This is a genomic window from Methylobacterium sp. UNC300MFChir4.1 (assembly GCF_900110155.1).
Classification (GTDB): Bacteria; Pseudomonadota; Alphaproteobacteria; order Rhizobiales; family Beijerinckiaceae; genus Methylobacterium.
Map to the genome: position 1 here is coordinate 16,167 of NZ_FOCS01000023.1, position 18,636 is coordinate 34,802.

General features: G+C 71.5%; 16 protein-coding genes. 11 read left to right on the forward strand and 5 right to left on the reverse strand.

The window, feature by feature from the left end; all coding sequences use genetic code 11:
• Window positions 1–4 precede the first annotated feature (4 nt).
• A complete protein-coding gene (locus BMY19_RS24220; RefSeq protein WP_100253194.1) occupies window positions 5–1,279 on the reverse strand; it encodes a thermonuclease family protein in 1,275 nt (424 codons plus the stop codon).
• Between the two features lie 233 nt (window positions 1,280–1,512).
• Window positions 1,513–2,358, reverse strand: coding sequence for a hypothetical protein (locus tag BMY19_RS24225; protein WP_026605104.1), 846 nt, complete (start codon window positions 2,356–2,358; stop codon window positions 1,513–1,515).
• A gap of 302 nt (window positions 2,359–2,660) precedes the next feature.
• On the opposite strand from BMY19_RS24225, the gene BMY19_RS24230 reads away from it, so the two are divergent.
• The 3 genes from BMY19_RS24230 to BMY19_RS24240 are packed head-to-tail and all read left to right on the forward strand — an operon-like array spanning window position 2,661 to window position 5,182.
• Entirely contained in the window at window positions 2,661–3,614 is a 954-nt protein-coding gene (locus BMY19_RS24230) for a lipid kinase (RefSeq protein ID WP_020094276.1), read from the forward strand.
• Window positions 3,611–4,381: a TerC family protein gene (locus BMY19_RS24235; RefSeq protein ID WP_020094277.1), complete on the forward strand. Its 771-nt coding sequence runs from the start codon at window positions 3,611–3,613 to the stop codon at window positions 4,379–4,381. Before BMY19_RS24230 ends, BMY19_RS24235 begins: the two co-directional genes overlap by 4 nt.
• 15 nt (window positions 4,382–4,396) lie before the next feature.
• Window positions 4,397–5,182, forward strand: coding sequence for an ABC transporter substrate-binding protein (locus BMY19_RS24240; protein ID WP_100253195.1), 786 nt, complete (start codon window positions 4,397–4,399; stop codon window positions 5,180–5,182).
• Window positions 5,183–5,541: 359 nt separating this feature from the next.
• On the opposite strand, the gene leuS is transcribed toward BMY19_RS24240, so the two are convergent.
• Window positions 5,542–8,127, reverse strand: coding sequence for a leucine--tRNA ligase (leuS, locus tag BMY19_RS24245; protein ID WP_100253196.1), 2,586 nt, complete (start codon window positions 8,125–8,127; stop codon window positions 5,542–5,544).
• Window positions 8,128–8,395: 268 nt separating this feature from the next.
• On the opposite strand from leuS, the gene BMY19_RS24250 reads away from it, so the two are divergent.
• On the forward strand, window positions 8,396–9,103 hold the full coding sequence (locus BMY19_RS24250; RefSeq protein WP_170855234.1) for a YggS family pyridoxal phosphate-dependent enzyme: 708 nt from the start codon (window positions 8,396–8,398) through the stop codon (window positions 9,101–9,103).
• A gap of 15 nt (window positions 9,104–9,118) precedes the next feature.
• Here the strand turns inward: BMY19_RS24250 and BMY19_RS24255 are convergent, their stop codons facing one another.
• On the reverse strand, window positions 9,119–9,676 hold the full coding sequence (locus BMY19_RS24255) for a L,D-transpeptidase family protein (protein WP_020094281.1): 558 nt from the start codon (window positions 9,674–9,676) through the stop codon (window positions 9,119–9,121).
• Between the two features lie 377 nt (window positions 9,677–10,053).
• Here BMY19_RS24255 and BMY19_RS24260 point away from each other — a divergent pair, with 377 nt between their 5' ends.
• The 4 genes from BMY19_RS24260 to BMY19_RS24275 all read left to right on the forward strand — a co-directional run bounded on the left by BMY19_RS24260 (window position 10,054) and on the right by BMY19_RS24275 (window position 13,090).
• Entirely contained in the window at window positions 10,054–10,740 is a 687-nt protein-coding gene (locus tag BMY19_RS24260) for a response regulator transcription factor (protein WP_020094282.1), read from the forward strand.
• Window positions 10,741–10,805: 65 nt separating this feature from the next.
• A complete protein-coding gene (locus BMY19_RS24265) occupies window positions 10,806–11,297 on the forward strand; it encodes a cyclic nucleotide-binding domain-containing protein (RefSeq protein ID WP_091682691.1) in 492 nt (163 codons plus the stop codon).
• A gap of 36 nt (window positions 11,298–11,333) precedes the next feature.
• Complete coding sequence (dapD, locus tag BMY19_RS24270) at window positions 11,334–12,209, forward strand: 2,3,4,5-tetrahydropyridine-2,6-dicarboxylate N-succinyltransferase (protein WP_100253197.1); 876 nt, start codon at window positions 11,334–11,336, stop codon at window positions 12,207–12,209.
• A 26-nt stretch (window positions 12,210–12,235) separates the two neighbouring features.
• On the forward strand, window positions 12,236–13,090 hold the full coding sequence (locus BMY19_RS24275) for an alpha/beta fold hydrolase (RefSeq protein ID WP_100253198.1): 855 nt from the start codon (window positions 12,236–12,238) through the stop codon (window positions 13,088–13,090).
• Between the two features lie 35 nt (window positions 13,091–13,125).
• Here the strand turns inward: BMY19_RS24275 and BMY19_RS24280 are convergent, their stop codons facing one another.
• Window positions 13,126–13,989: a hypothetical protein gene (locus tag BMY19_RS24280; protein ID WP_100253199.1), complete on the reverse strand. Its 864-nt coding sequence runs from the start codon at window positions 13,987–13,989 to the stop codon at window positions 13,126–13,128.
• 307 nt (window positions 13,990–14,296) lie between these two features.
• Between BMY19_RS24280 and BMY19_RS24285 the strand changes: the two genes are divergently transcribed.
• The 3 genes from BMY19_RS24285 to BMY19_RS24295 all read left to right on the forward strand — a co-directional run bounded on the left by BMY19_RS24285 (window position 14,297) and on the right by BMY19_RS24295 (window position 18,610).
• Window positions 14,297–15,184, forward strand: coding sequence for an acid phosphatase (locus BMY19_RS24285; RefSeq protein WP_100253200.1), 888 nt, complete (start codon window positions 14,297–14,299; stop codon window positions 15,182–15,184).
• Window positions 15,185–15,314: 130 nt separating this feature from the next.
• Window positions 15,315–17,543: a TonB-dependent siderophore receptor gene (locus tag BMY19_RS24290; protein WP_100253201.1), complete on the forward strand. Its 2,229-nt coding sequence runs from the start codon at window positions 15,315–15,317 to the stop codon at window positions 17,541–17,543.
• 107 nt (window positions 17,544–17,650) lie between these two features.
• The gene (locus BMY19_RS24295; protein ID WP_100253202.1) at window positions 17,651–18,610 is read left to right on the forward strand and encodes an AEC family transporter; all 960 of its coding nucleotides are present in this window, start codon (window positions 17,651–17,653) and stop codon (window positions 18,608–18,610) included.
• Window positions 18,611–18,636: the final 26 nt, after the last annotated feature.

The following is an 18,636-nucleotide window of genomic DNA, read 5'->3' on the forward strand; positions in this document are numbered from 1 at the left end:
CCGGCTAGCGCTTCCAGACCCCGAGCCGCTCGCTCCGGGCGTGGTCCTCGGCCGCGACCAGTTCGGGGCTCGCCTCCGGGGCGGCGCGGCCGCCGCCGTTGAACAGCACCACCTCGGAGAGATCGCGCCCGTCCACGAGGCAGTTCATGTTCGCGCTGCCGGGGGCGGGCTGGCAGGTCACCGACCGGTTGCCGATGTACCGGGCCAGTTCCTCCGCCTGGCCGCCCCGCACCCACTCGACGCCGAACAGATGCACGACCTTGCCGCCGACCTTGAGGGTCGCGGTATCGATCACCTGGGCCTGTCCGGTCACGGCGTTCGGCGGCAGCGGCGCGTCGGGCTCGGGATCGCCGCCTGTTTCGGGGGGCGGCGTCACCGTGTCGGGGGCGGAGGCCGGGGGGGCCGCGGGCCGCGCGTTCGGCGCGGCGCCGCTCGGGGCTTCCGCGCGGGAATCCGTGCGGGAAGCGGTCGGGGCGGCGGGGCGCCCGGATTCCGGCGCGGAGCGGTCCAGCACGAGCCCCGCGGCGAGCACCGCCACCAGGGTGCCGGCAACGGCGCCGAGGAGCAGCCGGCGCTGCCGGCGCCCGCCGTCATCGATCCCGCCCCCGCCGGGGCTGAGGCGGTCGCGCACGTGGCCGAGGCCGTCGCGCAGCGTCTCGCCGAACCGTCCGGGACCGCTGTTCCAGGCCGCTGCCGGATCCGCGCCCGCGGCCGGCCCGGCCTCTGCGTCGACGGGCGGGCGGGCGAAGCGTCCGCGCAGGTTCGTCCGCAGGCTGGCGAACCGGCCGGCGGCGGTCTGCGCCAGCACGCGGCCCTGCTCGGAGGAGCGCTCCGCCAGGGAGCGCGCCCGCTCGGACTGGGTCCCGACGAAGCGGGCGGTCGCGGCCTTCATCTCGTAGGCGCCGCTCAGCAGGGACGAGTCCCGGGCCTCCTCGGCGGTCGCCGGGGCCGGTTCGGGCTCGGGCTCCGGCGGCAGGAACAGGGCGGGATGGCGCGCGCGCAGCTCCGCGACGAGGTCCGCGAGGGTCATCGGCTCGGAGGTGCCCTCCCGCCGCCGCGCGGCCCCGTGGCGGTCGAGGACGCGGAGGCCGGTCCCGGACTCGTCCGGGGCGCAGGCGGCCTCGGCCAGGAGCTCCAGGGTCCGGACCGCGACGGGGCGCGGACGCGCGCGCGCGATCTCGGCCCGGATCGTCTCGCGCAGGGCGAGGCGGCCGGGACTGTCGAGAACTGGCCGGGCCGGCTCCGTCTCCTGTTGCTCCACCACCGTTGAAGACGTCATTCACCCGATCCCGGCATCACCGACGCGCAGCGCGAAGGAAGCTCGATCGCGCCTCCCGACGAAGGGCGCCCGCGGGCGCCCCGCCCGCAGGACCGATCCCGCGACGCGCCCCGCCGCACGCTTCCCTCGTTGGCGCCCTTTTAGCCGCCCTTGCGGGCGTTCTTGTAGGGGCCGCCGCACGTCCCGCGCGAGCCCGTGCTCGCCGCGGGGTGGCGGACCGCGACGCGCGGCTCTTACGCCTTGCCGGGCGAGGCGGCCAGGGTTCCGGCCTGGATGCTCCGCCGCAGGACGCGACCGGTCTCGCCGAGGATGTAGGGCCGCGTCCCGGCGAAACCCACCTCCAGGACCAGCTCGGCCTCGCCGCTGGACACGGCGCCCCGGCCCGGATTGGCGGTGCGGAAATCGACGATCGTGCGGATCGTGCAGGTCTCGGTGTCGCAGGCGGCGCGCATCGCCCGCGGCTCGTAGCGCCGCTCGGGCCAGCGCTGGACGAAGCTGCGCTTCTCGGCGACCAGGGCCGCCGTGGTGATCGGCCGCCCGTAGAAGCGTACGCGGGTCGCGTAGTACTGGGTCGCGGCCCCGACCATGGTGTCGCTCGGACCCGAGACGGTGGCGAGATAGCTCGTCGTCAGCGCCCGGGCGGCGGCCACGCGCTCCGCCGACGCGCCCGGCGCCGGGGCGGTCGCGGCCGGCGTCTCGGCGAGCCGGTGCGGGTGGCGCGCGGGGTGGTGCAGGTGTTCCCGGACCGGCGGACGCTCCAGGGCGGCCGCCCGCTTCGGTCCCGGCGCCCGCGTGGCCGCCGCCTTCGGCAGGGCGTCCTCGCCCGGCTCGGGTCTGGCGGCCTGCCGGACCGGCTCGGCGGCGCGCACCGGCGCTTTCGCCGCGTCCTTCGTCGATTCCTTCGCCGCCTCCTGCGCCGATTCCTTCCCCGGACCCTGCGCGGAACCCTGCGCCTGCGCGGCGGCCCGGGGCGGCGGGTCGACCCAGGCGCTCTGGGCGGCGGCACCGCCCGCGAGGGCGAACGGCAGGAGCATGCCGAGGGCGAGGGCCTGGGGACGGACGGGACGTGTGGCGGACATCGGTGCCTTCCTGGCGGCCGGGGCGGGCATCATGGAGAACGCGCCCGCGTGGGTCGGGGGTTCCACGAAGGGCTCGGGCGCGCCCACATCCTGCCGAACTCCGCGACGGCGACCAGCCCGGAATTGCGGGGATGATGGGGTTGCGTTCGTGCGTTTGGGTACCAAGTCGGGGACAGACTTGGCCTTTGGCCGGTCCCGGGTTCCCTACCGCGTTCCAGACTGCCCGCTCCCCCGTGCACCGAGGCTCCCTTGGCCCGACCTGAGACCGAGTCGCCCTCCGGCCCGCTTCCCGAGAGCGCGCGATGAGCACGCAGCCGCGCCGGGCCCTGCTGCTCTGCAACGCCAAGGCGCGCAACGGCGCCCTGGATCTCGACGAGGTGCGGGAGATCCTGCGGGCGGGCGGTATCGAGCCGGAGGAGCCGCCGCCGGAGGCCGATTGCCGCGACGTGATCCGCGACCGGGCCGGCGCGGTCGATCTCGTGATCCTGGGCGGCGGCGACGGTACCATGAACTACGCCGCGCCCGCCCTGGTGGCGAGCGGCCTGCCCTTCGCGATCCTGCCGCTCGGCACGGCGAACGACCTCGCCCGCTCCCTCAACCTGCCGCTCGACCCCCTGGCGGCGGCCCGCTTCATCCCGACCGCCCAGGCGCGGCCGGTGGATCTCGGCTGGGTCAACGGCCACTACTACTTCAACGTGGCGAGCATCGGCTTCTCGGCGGAGCTCGCGGGCGAGCTGACGTCCGAATCGAAGAAGACCTGGGGCGTCCTCGGCTACGCGGTGGCGGCCGTCCGGGTCTTGCGCCGGGTCCGGCCCTTCACGGTGACGATCGAGCACGACGGCGTGGTGGAGAAGGTCACCACGATCCAAGTTTCGGTCGGCAACGGGCGCCACTACGGCGGCGGCATGACCGTGGAGGAGAGTGCCGCGGTCGACGACGGCAAGCTCGATTTCTACAGCCTGGAGATCAAGCACTGGTGGCGGCTCCTCGCGCTGCTGCCCGCCCTGCGGCGGGGCACGCATGGACGGGCCGCCGACGTGCGGGCGTTCCACACCCAGGAGATCCGGCTCTCGACCCGCAGGCCCCGGCCGGTGAACACCGACGGCGAGCTGACCACGCGCACGCCCGCCCATTTCAAGGTCTTCCCGAAGATCCTGCAGGTCCTGGCGCCCGAACCGGTGCGCGGACCGGCCCCCTTCGACCTGACGGCCCTCGGGAGCCGCCTGTTCCCGACCAGCGAGGCACCGCGCCCGTGACCGATCTGCTCCAGCTCGCCAGTCAGCCCGCCGTCTGGGCTGCCCTCGCCACGCTCGTGGTGATGGAGGTGGTGCTCGGCATCGACAACCTGATCTTCATCTCGATCCTGACCAACAAGCTGCCGCCCGAGCATCAGACGCGGGCGCGGCGCATCGGGATCGGGCTGGCGCTGATCCTGCGGCTGGGGCTGCTCGGCACGGTGGCGTTCATCGTGCACCTGACCGAGCCGGTCTTCTCGGTGCTGGGCCAGGACTTCTCCTGGCGCGACATGATCCTGATCGGCGGCGGCCTGTTCCTGCTCTGGAAGGCGACCAAGGAGATTCACCACACGGTGGATCCGGAGCCCGAGACCCCGGGCGTGACCGGGGGTACGATCGGCTTCGGCGCGGCGATCGGCCAGATCCTGCTCCTCGACCTCGTCTTCTCCATCGACTCGATCATCACGGCGGTCGGCATGACCGAGCACGTGCCGGTGATGATGGTGGCGGTGGTGGTCGCCGTGGTGGTGATGCTGGTCGCCGCCGAGCCGCTCTCGGCCTTCATCGCCCGAAACCCCACCGTGGTGATGCTGGCCCTCGGCTTCCTGATCATGATCGGCATGACGCTGATCGCCGAGGGGTTCGGCGCGCACGTGCCGAAGGGCTACATCTACACCGCGATGGCCTTCTCGGCCGGCGTCGAGGGCCTCAACATGCTGGCCCGCCGGCGCCGCCGTCCCGCCCGGGACGGCGCCCCCGCGTCGACCGGTCCGGCGCGGCGCGCCTGAGAGGGAGCGACCGTCATGCGGATGCGCGCGGCCCTCCTCCTCCTGCTCCTCCCCGCCGCCGTCCACGCGGAGACGAAACCGATGGCGCCCGATCCGACGGTCCTGCACGACCTCGCCCCCACCGGCACGCTGCGGGCGGCGATCAACCTCGGCAATCCGGTCCTGGCCCAGGCCGGCGCCGACGGCCCCGCGGGGGTGTCGGTCGACCTCGCGCGGGCGCTGGCGGCCCGACTCGGCGTGCCGGTGGCGTTCGTGACCTTCCCGGGGGCCGGCGCGGTCTCGGGCTCGGCGGGCTCCGGGACCTGGGACATCTGCTTCCTGGCGATCGACCCGAAGCGGGCGGAGGGGATCGCCTTCACGGAGCCCTACGTGCTGATCGCCGGCAGCTACCTCGTGCCGGCCGCCTCGCCGATCCGCTCCCCGGAGGCGGTGGACCGCGACGGCGTGCGCGTGTCGGTCGGGCGCGGGAGCGCCTACGACCTGTATCTGACCCGCGCCCTCCAGCACGCGACCCTGGTGCGGGCGCCGACCTCCGCCGAGGCGGTCACGGCCTTCGCCCGGGACGGGCTCGACGTCGCGGCCGGCGTCCACCAGCCCCTCGCCGGCTACGCGGCGGCCCACCCGGAGGTGCGGCTGCTGCCGGGGCACTTCATGGAGATCCCGCAGGCGATGGGAATGCCGGTCGGGCATCCGGCCGGCGCCGCGTATCTCGCGGATTTCGTCGCGCGGGCGAAGCGGGACGGGCTGGTGCGGCGCGGCCTGGAGGCCAGCGGACAGGATCCGGAGCTGGCGGCGCCATGAGTTATCGGCGGCCATCGAACCCGCACACCTCGTCCTGAGGTGCGAGCGGAAGGCGCCTCGAAGGAGCTTCGAAGGAGCCCTTTCAGGGCTCGTGCGGCCGACTGGATCCCTCATTCGAGGCCTGCTGGGGCAGGCACCTCACGATCGGATCTACGGACGGACAGAGGATCGGGCGGAACCTCACGATCCGGGGTTCTCTCCATGTCCCGAGGAGTCTCTCGGCCGGCGTCACGCGCTCCGTCATCACGAGCGAAGTGAAGTGACCCAGGGTAGCGCGACCTCGGTGGGCGTCGTGCCGCTGGGTTGCTTCGCTCCGCTCGCAAAGACGGTCAGATCGATGCCATCAACCGGACGCCGGATCACAGCACGAGGTTCACGATCCGCCCCGGCACCACGATCACCTTCCGCGGCGCCTTGCCCTCCAGCACCTTCTGGACGGCCTCCAGCGCCAGGGTCGCGGCCTCCACGGCCTTGGCGTCGGCGTCCCGCGGCACGGTCACGTCCGCGCGCTTCTTGCCGTTGATCTGGACCGGCAGGGTGATCTCGTCCTCGACCAGGAGCCCCGCCTCGGTCTCGGGCCAGGGCGCCTGGGCGACGAGGCCGCCGCGGCCGAGGACGGACCAGCACTCCTCGGCGAGGTGCGGCATCATCGGGGCGATGAGCTGCACCAGGATGCCGGCCGCCTCCTGGGCGGCACCGGCCGAGACCGGCCCGCGCAGGCCATCCTCCAGGGCGTTGGCCAGGGTGTAGATGTGGGCGACGCAGCGGTTGAAGCGCAGGCGCTCGATATCGTCCTGCACGGAGGCGAGCGCCCGGTGGGCCGCCTTGCGCAGGGTCAGGTCCGCGGCGCCGTCGCCCGCCGCCTGCCCGGCCGCGTTGACCAGGCGCCAGACCTTCTGGACGAAGCGGGCCGCGCCCTGCACGCCCTCCTCGGTCCAGATCACGTCGCGCTCGGGCGGCGAGTCGGACAGCATGAACCAGCGCGCCGTGTCGGCCCCGTAGCTGGCGATGATGTCGTCGGGGTCGACCACGTTCTTCTTCGACTTCGACATCTTCTCGATCGGGCCGATCGCGACCGGCGCCTGGGTTTTCACGTGAAACGCGCGGCGCTCGCCCTCCTCGGTGGCGAAGCGGATCTCGGCCGGGGGCACCCAAGCGCCGGACGCGTCCTTGTAGGTCTCGTGGACGACCATGCCCTGCGTGAACAGGCCGGCGAACGGCTCGGCCACGCCGGCCCAGCCGGTCTCGCGCATCGCCCGCATGAAGAACCGGGCGTAGAGCAGGTGCAGGATCGCGTGCTCGATGCCGCCGATATACTGGTCCACCGCCAGCCAGCGGTCGACCACGGCCCGGTCGGTGGGCGCGTCCGCCAGCCAGGGCGCGGTGAAGCGCGCGTAGTACCAGGACGAGTCGACGAACGTGTCCATCGTGTCGGTCTCGCGCCGGGCCGGCGCGCCGCAATGCGGGCAGGGCACGTTCCGCCACGCCGCGTCGCGCTCCAGCGGGTTGCCGGGCTGATCGAACGACACCTCCTCGGGGAGCTTCACCGGCAGGTCGGCCACCGGCACCGGGACCGGGCCGCAGCTGTCGCAGTGGATGATCGGGATCGGGCAGCCCCAGTAGCGCTGCCGGGAGACGCCCCAGTCGCGCAGGCGGAACTGGACCTTGCGCCGGGCGACCCCCTCCCCTTCGAGGCGCCGGGCCACGGCCTCGAAGGCCTCGTCCGTGCGCATCCCGTCGAGGAAGCGCGAGTTGATCATCCGCCCGTCCTCGACATAGGCGGTGTCGGTGATCACGAAGCTCGCCGGATCCTGCCCTTCCGGGCAGACCACGGGCGTGTTGCCGAGCCCGTACTTGTTGGCGAAATCGAGGTCGCGCTGGTCGTGCGCCGGGCAGCCGAACACCGCGCCGGTGCCGTACTCCATGAGCACGAAGTTCGCCACGTAGACCGGCAGCTCCCAGGACGGGTCCAGGGGATGGCGGACGGTCAGGCCGGTGTCGAAGCCGTGCTTCTCGGCGGTGTCGATCGCGGCCTGGGCAGTGCCGGTGCGACGGCACTCCTCGATGAAGGTCTGCAGCTCCGGCCGTCCCTCGGCCAGCGCGGCGGCCAGGGGATGGTCGGCGGCGATCGCCAGGAACTTGGCGCCGAACAGGGTGTCGGGCCGGGTCGTGTAGACGGTCACCGGATCGGCCGCGCCGGCCACCGGCCGGGCCAGGGCGAACTGAACCTCCAGGCCCTCCGAGCGGCCGATCCAGTTCTTCTGCATCAGCCGGACCTTCTCGGGCCAGCGGTCCAGCCCGTCCAGGGCGGTCAGCAGGTCCTCGGCGAAGTCGGTGATCTTGAAGAACCACTGGGTCAGCTCGCGCTGCTCCACCAGCGCGCCGGAGCGCCAGCCGCGGCCGTCGATCACCTGCTCGTTGGCCAGCACCGTGTGGTCCACCGGGTCCCAGTTCACCTTCGCGGTGCGGCGGGTGACGAGGCCCTTGGCCAGGAAGTCCAGGAACATGCGCTGCTGGTGCTTGTAGTAGTCGGGATCGCAGGTCGCGATCTCCCGGCTCCAGTCGAGCGACAGGCCCATGGCCTTCAGCTGGTCGCGCATCGACGCGATGTTGGCGTAGGTCCAGTCCCGTGGGTTGACCTTGCGCTCCATGGCGGCGTTCTCGGCCGGCAGGCCGAAGGCGTCCCAGCCCATCGGGTGCAGCACGTTGAAGCCGCGGGCGCGCTTGTAGCGGGCGACCACGTCGCCCATCGCGTAGTTGCGGACGTGGCCCATGTGGATGCGCCCCGACGGGTAGGGGAACATCTCGAGCACGTAGTATTTCGGGCGGCCGTCGGCATTGTCGGTCTCGAACAGCCGCTTCTCGGCCCAGGCCTCCTGCCAGCGCGGCTCGGCATCCTTGGCGTTGTAGCGCTCGACGGGCTGGGGGGCGGTGCTGGCGGTCATGGATCCGGCTGCGTCAGGGGCTCGTCGGTCATTCCGAAGGATGACCACGGCACGGTCGCGCCGCGATAGCATATCTGCGCCGCAGCCGGTCAACGCGGCGCGCGATTCGGGCTTGCGCGGGGCGCGCGAACGCATAGGTCGGCGGGGATCAGGCGCGACGACGACGCGCGCCGAGGCTCATACCGCGCAGACCGACGCCCGGCAGCGACAGGACAGGCACGCCATGGACGACGCGACGACCGGCACGAATGCCCCTCCGACCGACGGGATGGGACAGAGGACCGACAAGCTCCCCGTCGGTCAGGCCGATGTCGCGGCCGGGCTCGCCGAGGTGCGCGCCGCCATCGCCCGCGCGGCCGAGGATTCGGAGCGCGACCCGGCCGAAGTGCAACTCGTGGCGGTCTCCAAGACCGTCCCGGCCGAGGGCATCCTGCCGGCGCTGAAGGCCGGCCATCGCGTCTTCGGCGAGAACTACGTCCAGGAATCCACCGCGAAGTGGCCGGCCCTCCGCCACCGCTTCCCGGACGTGGAGCTGCACCTCGTCGGGCCGCTGCAATCCAACAAGGCCCGGGAGGCGGTCGCCCTGTTCGACGTCATCCACTCCCTCGACCGGCTGTCGCTCGCGGCGGCCCTGGCCAAGGAGATCGAGCGGTCCGGCCGGACCCCGAAGCTGCTCATCCAGGTCAACACCGGCGCGGAACCGCAGAAGGGTGGCGTGCTCCCGGACCAGCTCGCCACCCTCCTCTCGGAGTGCCGGGAGACCCACGGGCTGGCGATCCAGGGCCTGATGTGCATCCCGCCCGCGGACGACCCGCCCTCGGCCCATTTCGCCCTGCTGGCCCGGCTCGCCCACGAGCACAACCTGCCGATCCTCTCCATGGGCATGAGCGCGGACTTCCCGGCGGCGATCCAGCTCGGCGCCACCCATGTCCGGGTCGGGACCGCGATCTTCGGGGCCCGGACCCGGAAGGCCTGACGCTGGGCCCGGGCCTCAGCCGATCCGCAGGTGCGTCCGCGGCCCGAGGCGCCCGAGCAGGCGCAGGAGATCGGCCCGGGCCAGGGCGACGCAGCCCTCCGTGGGGCGGTAGCCGTCCCGGGCGATGTGCAGGAAGATCGCCGAGCCCCGCCCCTTCCGGATCGGGGCGCGGTTGTAGTCGAGGTCGATCACCACGTCGTAGAGCCCGTCGCCCCGCCACATCGATTCGGCGCTGACCCCCGGGGCCGGCAGGCGGATCGGCCGGTTGTAGCGGCGGTCCCGGCTCTCGTCGCACCAGCCGTCGTCGGGGCGGGTCGCCCGCAGGGGCAGCAGCGTGCGCGGCCGGACCGCGAGGTGGTCGGGCCGGTACGCGCCGCCGCGCAGGCGGAAGCGCCCGCGCGGCGAGCCGCCGTCGCCCTCGCGCTTGTCGCCGACGATCCCGCCCGCCCCGAGGGCGCAGGGAATCACCGCCGGTCCGACGAGGAGCTGCCCGCGCCGCCGGTCCCCGACGAGGGCGCGGACGCGGATCTCCCCCAGGGTCAGGCGGATGGGTCCCCTGCTCGGCCGCCGCATCTCCGTCCTCCCCGATCCGTCCGATCCCGGGGCCTTATGCCCGGGATCGGTACTTCGAACCGGTGAAAAATTGCGCACAAGGCAACTTCCGGCCACAAAGGATGCTCTATCTCTCGGTTGAACCCGGGCCGCCGAGCCGGGATTCGGGAGCGCGCCAGCCCCCCGCCGCGCCGCGGGGACCGCCGCTGTGATCCCGGAGCGGCGCGCCCCCGATCCCGCAGCCCGTTCGCCGGGGCGCTTGTCACGGCGGCGAAAGGATGCGGAAACACAAGCCTGGGTAGGGTCGTCGCGCGATCCTGCCGAGATCTGACATCATCGCATGCTGCACCCGGCAGGCGGCCCTCGCCCCTCCCGCAGCACGCATTGGGGCCCGGACGATGCCGAATGTCTACCGCCTGCTGATCTGCGACGACGACGCGGTCCTGCGCGATACCCTGACCGAGCAGCTCGATCTCTGCGACGAGTTCACGGTCTTCACCGAGGCCAACGCCACCGACGCGATCCGGCGGGTCGCCGCGGAGCGGATCGACCTCGCCGTCATGGATGTCGGCCTGCCCGACCTCGACGGGCGCGAGGCCGTGCGCCGGATGCGCGCCGCCGGCTTCCGCGGCCCGGTGATCATGCTGACCGCCCAGGATTCCGAGGCGGACCACGTCGAGGGGCTGGAGGCCGGCGCCAACGACTACGTCACGAAGCCGTTCAAGTTCGGCATCCTGCTGGCCCGGATCCGCGCCCACCTGCGCAGCCACGAGGCCTCCGAGGACGCGGTCTTCCAGATCGGCCCGTACACGTTCCGCCCGGGCGCCAAGCTCCTCGTCGGCGAGCGCGGCTCCAAGCTGAAGCTCACCGAGAAGGAGACCGCAATCCTGCGCTTCCTCTACCGGGCGGGCCGGGCCGTGGTGAACCGCGACACCCTGCTGGCCGAGGTCTGGGGCTACAACGCCCAGGTGACCACGCACACGCTGGAGACGCATATCTACCGGCTGCGCCAGAAGATCGAGCCGAACCCCGCCACCGCCGCGATCCTCGTGACCGAGGGCGGCGGATACAAGTTGCTGCCCTGACGAATTGAAGCTTTACGTGTAGGCGATCCGGCGGGTTCGCGTATGCGCAGGGTGGTGAGGCGTTCTTGGGGCTCGACGACGATATCGCGATCCTCGCGGCCGCGCCGCTGTTCGGCTTCCTCGACCGGGACGCCCTGCGCCTGCTGACCTTCGCGGCCGAGCGGCGCGACCTCGCGGACGGCGACCTGCTCTTCGCCCGCGGCGATCCGGCCGATGGCGGCTTCGTGGTGATGGCGGGCACAATCCGCCTGGAGCCCCGGGTTCCGGCGGCCGAGCCGGTGCGGGCCGGGCGCTCGGCCCTGATCGGCCAGCTCGCCCTGTTCGTACGCGGGACGCGCCCGACCGAGGCCCGGGCCGAGGGGAGCGCCGCGGTGATGCGGATCACCCCGATGCTGATGCGCCGCGTGCTGGAGGAGTTCCCCGCCGCCGCGCGGGCCGTCCACGACACCCTGGCGGACGACCTCGCCGGCCTGGTGACCGATCTCGATCAGGTGCGCGAACTGCTCGAGGTCATCGACGGCATCTCCTCAGGTGACAGCTCCGGTGGCCGCTTGTAAGCACGGGCTCCCGCCGCAAGAGTTCTGACCCGTTCCATGTCCCAGGCCGGCAAGTCCCATTCCGATCTCGCCCATTCCGATCTCGCCCAGACCATCGAAGCCGCCTGGGAAGACCGCGCCAACGTGTCGACCGCCACCAAGGGCGCGGTGCGCGAGGCGGTCGAGGCGGCCCTGGAGCTGCTCGATTCGGGCAAGGCCCGCGTCGCCGAGAAGTCGGGCAACCACGACTGGGTGGTGAACCAGTGGCTGAAGAAGGCGGTGCTGCTCTCCTTCCGCCTCAACGACATGGCGACGATCGAGGGCGGCCCCGGCGGCGCGCCCTGGTGGGACAAGGTCGCGTCGAAATTCGCCGGCTGGGGCGAGGCCGAGTTCCGCGCCGCGGGCCTGCGCGCCGTGCCGGGCTGCTTCGTCCGCCGGGGCTCCTACATCGCCCCCGGCGCCGTGCTGATGCCGAGCTTCGTCAATCTCGGCGCGCATGTCGGCGAGGGCACGATGGTCGACACCTGGGTGACGATCGGCTCCTGCGCGCAGGTGGGGAAGAACTGCCACATCTCGGGCGGTGCCGGCATCGCGGGCGTTCTGGAGCCGCTGCAGGCGAACCCGGTGATCATCGAGGACGATTGCTTCATCGGCGCCCGCGCCGAGGTGGCGGAGGGCGTCATCGTCGGCCAGGGCAGCGTCCTGTCCATGGGCGTCTATATCGGCGCCTCCACCAAGATCGTCGACCGGACCACCGGCGAGGTCATGTACGGCCGGGTGCCGCCCTACTCGGTGGTCGTCTCGGGCACGATGCCCGGCAAGGCGCTTCCGGACGGCACGCCGGGCCCGGGCCTCTACTGCGCGGTGATCGTCAAGCGCGTCGATGCCGGCACGCGGTCCAAGACCGCCATCAACGAGCTGCTGCGCACCTGATTCATCCGGGACCTGGCGGGAGCGCGATGGAGACGTCCGAGCTGACCCTGACGGTGGCGGGCCGGACGGTGCCGACCCCCTGCGACCGGATCGGGGCGGGGCCGGACGCGCTCCTGCTCCCGGCCCTGTCGACCATCTCGGCGCGGGCCGAGATGCGCGGCCTCGCCGGCCGCCTCGGCACGCAGTACCGCTGCCTCGTCCCCGACTGGCCGGGCTTCGGCGCCCGGCCGCGGGCGCGCGTCCCCCTCGCCCCGGCGACCTTCCACGCCTTCCTGGACGCCCTGCTGGCGGCCGCGCCCGGCCCCTACGCCCTCGGCGTCGCGGCCGGCCACGCCGCCGGCTACCTCGTGGCGGCGGCGCGGCGCCACCCGGGGGCCTTCGGGCGGCTGGTCCTGGTGGCCCCGACCTGGCGGGGACCGCTGCCCACCGCGATGCCGGGGCGGGCGCACTGGTTCCCGCGCATCCGCCGGGCCGTGGAGGCCCCGCTCCTCGGCGAGGCGCTCTACCGGATCAACATCAGCCCGCCGATCATCGGCCGGATGATGCGCGCCCACGTCTACGCCGACGCGGCCCGGGTCACCCCGGCGGTGATCCGCGACAAGCACGCCATCACCCGCCAGCGCAACGGCCGCTTCGGCACCGCCGCCTTCGTCACCGGCGGCCTCGACCCGGTGGGCAGCCGCGACGCCTTCCTGGCCCTGTTCGGCGACGGCCTGCCGCCGACCCTGGTGCTGCGCCCCGCGGGCGCCCCGCGGCGCTCGGGCGCCGAGATGGACGCCCTCGTCGCCGGCGGCCGCGTGACCGGCGCCGCGATCCCCGGCGCCCTGAGCCCGCACGAGGAGCATCCGGACGCCGTGGCCGCCGCGATCCGGGAAGGCTGAATCCGTTCGAGGGCTCCCGGAAAGGTTCTAGCCGGTCATCCCGCCTGATCCCACGTTATGATCGGCCTCATGATCGTTTCGCGCTCGTCGACTTCGTGAATGCCGTCGTAGCTGACGCCACAAAACCTCAGGTTATTCTTGTAGAAGAACAGATGGGACGCCATTTCCAGAAGGAAGGTGAATGGCTTCTCGTTCCGATACGTCCCTGTTCTGCGCACGTAGAGTTCGGGCTGTCGAACGATGTTCCAGTCTGCGTCAAAAAATCTTCGTATCAATGGGAGATAGAATTTGACGTACTCGATCAGATGTTCCCGCGATTGGAATCCGATATAGTTGCAGAAAAAGTCGGAAATCATGCGGTACTGATCGACGAAGCGCACGCCGTACAGCCCGTCGAGAAAAGCGATTCCCTCATCCTTGATGCCGAGATAGCCAACTTTCTTGTAGAATTGGAGATCTTGGAAATTGGCCTTTCGATCGTACGAAGGTAGGTATCCCCATCCGTAACACTTCAGGCACGGGAAGGCGAACGCCAGCAACGTCTGAAGCTCTAGGGGTAGGGACAGATTCTTCTCGAAGAACCGTGACGACACGACGAAGAACGGATACTGCGCGAAAGGCTTCTCGAATTCGGTGAGAAGGAACGACCATTCCGCGATAAATCTGCTCCCGGCGTCAATGATGCTGGGATTGAGGATGCGTTCCTCGATGTACGCGCTCCGAAAGTCGCGTGGCGCGCCGGTTTTATCGACGAAATAGAATTTCGCGGGGAGGTCTCTGTCGAAAAACCTCCTGTCTATCGGCGTCGATCTCGCGACATGATTGAATTCATGCGCCGTGATGACGTAGAGGTATCCAAGTTCTTCGCGGCGATGATCCTCCTTCTGGGTGTCAATCATCAGAGTGCCGCTTTGCGCTGCCCGCGATAGAACATCTACCGGTCAGTGTTGCCGAGCAAACTTGCCTCGGGCTTGCATCGGAGGTTGTCGACGTGCGTTTCCCCGGGCATCGCCATGCTCTGACGACGCTTCGCACCGCGCGCCGATCGGAATGCGCACCTACAACATGCAGCGGTTCATAAGGCGCCTCGGCCGCCGCACGCTGGACAGATCGGGCCGCCTGTGCAGGGACTGAACGGGCCGGCTGAGCCGTTCCTCCGGCAGCGGGCGCGCCCCGCAGATTCCATCCGAGAGAGTCCCGGATCCGATGCTGCGCACGCCGTCCCTGCCCCTCCTCGCCCCGGCCGCCCTCGCCCTCCTCCTGGCCGTCGCGGCCCGCGCCGAGGATTCCCCCCGCCCGGCCCCCTCGGCCCCCCCGGCAACACCGGCGGCCCCGTCCCTCGGTGCCGACACGCTGAAGCCCGGCAAGCCGGCCGTGAAGCCCTATCTGGCCGACGGGGCGGTGCCGGACGCCGTCCAGTTCCTGCCCTCCCCGCCGGCCCACGACGCGCCCCTCGACAAGGCCGACCGGGCGGCCTTCAACAGCACCCGCGCCCTCAAGGGGTCGCCGCGCTGGGAGCTGGCCGCCAACGACGTGTCCGAGGGCGCCGCCGCCGTCCTGGAGAACTTCGCCTGCGTGCTCGGCACCCGGATCGATCAGGCGCGGGTGCCGGCGGTGATCAACCTCCTGGAGCGCGCCCGCCTGGATCTCGCCCGTGCGACGCGCGGACCCAAGGTCCATTACCGGCGCCTCCGCCCGTTCGTTGGCAACGAGGCGCCGATCTGCGTGCAGCGCAGCCAGGCCCTGGCCGACAGCTTCAGCTACCCGTCGGGCCACGCCACGCAGGGCTGGGCCTACGCGCTGATCCTCGCGTCCCTGGTGCCCGAGAAGGCGACCCCGATCCTGGCCCGCGGCCGGGCCTACGGCGAGAGCCGGATCGTGTGCGGCGTGCACTGGCTCAGCGACGTGGCCGCGGGACGCCTGACCGGCACCGCGGTCTTCGCCGCCCTGATGGGCGACGCGGCCTTCCGCGCCGATCTCGACAAGGCCCGCGCCGAGCTTCGCGGCTCCCTCGCCAGCCCCGGGACGGTTCCCGATCAGGCCGCCTGCACCCGGGAGGCGACCGCCCTGCGGGAGCCCCCGCTCGAGTTCTAGGCGCGAACGATTGTAGATTTGAACGCTTCCAAGTGTGTGATTTACAACACGTTTTCGGCTTGATCGAGCGGCCGTGATCGATGGTACGGGAGCCCCGGGCGCCGTGTAGAGGCGCGTTCGTGGGTCCCCGATGTCGTTTCGTTCCGCTCCGTCCGGTCTGCTCCTCGCCACCACCGCGCTGACCACCGTCGCCCTGGTCCCGGCGGCCGCCGCGCAGGGCGCCGCCGTCCAGCTCGACGAGATCTCCGTGGAGGCCGCCCGCCCGGCCGCCGCGGCCCCGACGGGCGTCGGCGGCGGCGGCAATGTCAGCCGCGGCGACGGCGGCGGCGCGGCCACCAGCGGCGGCGGCGGCGGGCCCTCCGGCGTCACCGGCTACGTGGCGCGCGTGAGCCCCGCGGCGACCAAGACCAACACGCCCCTGCTCGAGACCCCGCAATCGGTCTCCGTGGTCACCCGCGAGCAGCTCAACGACCGCAACGTGCAGGATCTGGCCCAGGCGATCGCCTACACGCCGGGCGTGTCGAGCAGCGTGTTCGGCTTCGATCCCCGCTACGATGCCTTCTACATCCGCGGCTTCAGCGCGACCTACAACGGCATCTTCCGCGACGGCCTGCGCCTCAATGCCGTGGGCCTGACGATCCCGCGCAGCGAGCCCTACGGGCTGGACGCGGTCACCATCCTGAGGGGGCCGGCCTCGGGCCTCTACGGTCTCGGCTCGCCCGGCGGCATCGTCGACTCGACCTCGAAGCGCCCGGTCTTCGTACCCTTCGGAGAGGTGCAGTTTCAGGCCGGCAACTACGACCGCTTCCAGGGCAATTTCGACATCGGCGGCCCGGTGGCGGGCACCGACGGGACGATGGCCTACCGCGTGACCGGCGTGAAGCGCCAGTCCAACACCTACCTGCCCGGCGGAGACGACGACCGCACCTTCATCGCCCCGTCCTTCACGTGGCGCCCGGATTCCGACACCAGCTTCACCTTCCTCAGCGAGTATTTCGAGTCGCGCCTGCCGGGAACGTCCTTCTTCTACAACGATCCGGGCTTCCGGGTGACCAATTTCTACTCCGGCGATCCGGCGCTCAACCAGTACAAGCAGCAGCAGTATCGCGTCGGCTACGCCTTCGAGCACAGGTTCTCGCCGGATCTGATCTTCCGTCAGAACTTTCGCTACTATGACGTTCGCGCGGATTACGATTACACCTCGATCACGGGGCTGAACCCGGCCCGGACCCTGGGCGCGCGGACGACCGGCGCCTACCTGGACACGCTGGGCCAGATCTCCCTCGACAACCAGCTCGAGGGCCGCTTCACCACCGGTCCGATCCAGCACACCCTGATCGGCGGGGTCGATTACGCCCATTACGACTACACGCGCGCCTTCGGTTTCGGGGCCGCGCCGGACCTCAACCTCCTGACCTTGAACTACGGGCAGCAGGTCATCGCCCGGCCGCGCTACACGAACTTCCAGAGCCAGGCGCAGGATCAGATCGGCGCCTACTTGCAGGATCAGGCCAAGCTCGGGCGCTTCGTGCTGACCCTCACCGGCCGGCACGACTGGGTCTTCCAGAACACGAGCGACCGGACGGCCGGCACGGTCGCCGACCAGACCGATCGGGCCTTCTCGGGCCGCATCGGCCTGAATTACCTGCTCACCGAGTTCCTGGTGCCCTACGCCAGCTACGCCACGACCTTCACGCCGCAGGTCGGCGTCGACGTGAACGGGAACCCGTTCAAGGCCGCGACCGGCGACCAGATCGAGGCCGGCGTGAAGGCGGCCATCCCGAACACCAACATCACGACGTCGTTCTCAGGGTTCGACATCGTGCAATCGTCGCTCCTGCGGCAGGATCCCAACAACATCGCCAATCAGGTCGCGACCGGGTCGGTCGAGTCGAGAGGGTTCGAGGCCGAGCTGACGGCGAACTTCGCGCCGGGAACCAACCTGACGCTGTCCTACACCCACCTCAACCTTCGCTATCTGCGCCAGACCTCCCTGGTCACCGGACGGCCGATCGACGGCAACGCCCTCTCGGGGATCCCGGGCGACAGCTTCACCGCCTTCGGGACCTATCAGTTCGCGCCCGGCTCGCCGCTGGCCGGCCTGCAACTGGGCGGCGGCATCCGCTACGCCGGGACGAGCTTCGCCGACGACGAGAACACCGTCCGCAACCCGACCGTGACCCTGTTCGACGCGCTGGTCGCCTACGATTTCGCGGCCCTCGACCCGAAGTACAGGGGCTTCCGCGCGCAGATCAACGCGTCCAACATCTTCGACCGCAGCTACACGACCTGCCAGGCCGGGTTCTGCTACCGCGGCGCGCCCGCGACGGTCATCGGCAGCCTGATCTACCGCTGGTAATGTCCGGGAGCGAGGGGCGCGGCATGGCAGCTCCCCGCCCCCGGCACTGGAGCCGGGATCGGAAACCGTCCTAAGGCCGGAGCATCGTCCTCCGACCCGGACCCGCCATGCTCTCGACCCTGCTGGTCGTGCTGCCGATCTTCGCGCTGATCTTCGCCGGCTGGCTGGCCCGGCGCGTCGGCGTGCTCGGGGCTGCCGCCACCACCGAACTCAACCGGTTCGTGGTCTTCCTGGCCCTGCCGGCGCTGCTGTTCGACGTGACGGCGCACGCCCACTGGAGCACCATCTGGAAGCCCGGCTTCATCGGCGCCTTCGGACTCAGCAGCCTCGCGATCTTCGCCCTCGCCGTGCTGATCCGCGGCGGGGCGGGGCGGCCGCTGGCCGACGCCGCGGTCGACGGGCTCAACGCCGGCTACGCCAATACCGGCTTCATGGGCTTCCCGCTGGCGCTCGTGGCCTTCGGGCCGGAGGCGCTCGCGCCCACCACGGTGGCGGCGATCCTCACGGTCTGCGGGGTCTTCGCGGTGGCGATCGTGCTCATCGAGACCGGTCTGCGGCGCGAGGCGGCCGCGTGGGGGAGGGGCGGCGGGGCGCGCCGGCCCGTGTGGTGGACGGTCGGCCGCTCGCTGGTGCGCAACCCGCTGCTGGTGGCACCGGCGCTGGGCGCGCTGGTGCCGAGCGCCGGCCTCGCCGTGCCGGACGCGGTGGCCACGTTCCTGAAGCTCCTCGGCGGCGCGGCGGCGCCCTGCGCCCTGGTGGCGCTCGGCCTGTTCCTGGCCCAGCCCCGACAGACCGGGGGCGGGCAGGGGCGCACCGCCGCGCTGCTCGTCGGCCTGAAGCTGGTGCTCCACCCGCTCCTGGCCTACGGCCTCGGCCGCTACCTGTTCGACCTGCCCCCGCTCCTGCTGCACACCGCGGTGCTCATGGCCGCCCTCCCCACCGGCACCGGGCCGTTCATGCTGGCGGAGTTCTACCGGCGCGAGGCCGACCTGACCGCCACCGTGGTGCTGGTCTCGACCGTGCTGGCCGTCGTGACGGTCTCGGCCTACCTCGCGGCGATCGCCTAGGCGGCCCGGTGATCCCGGGCTCTCCG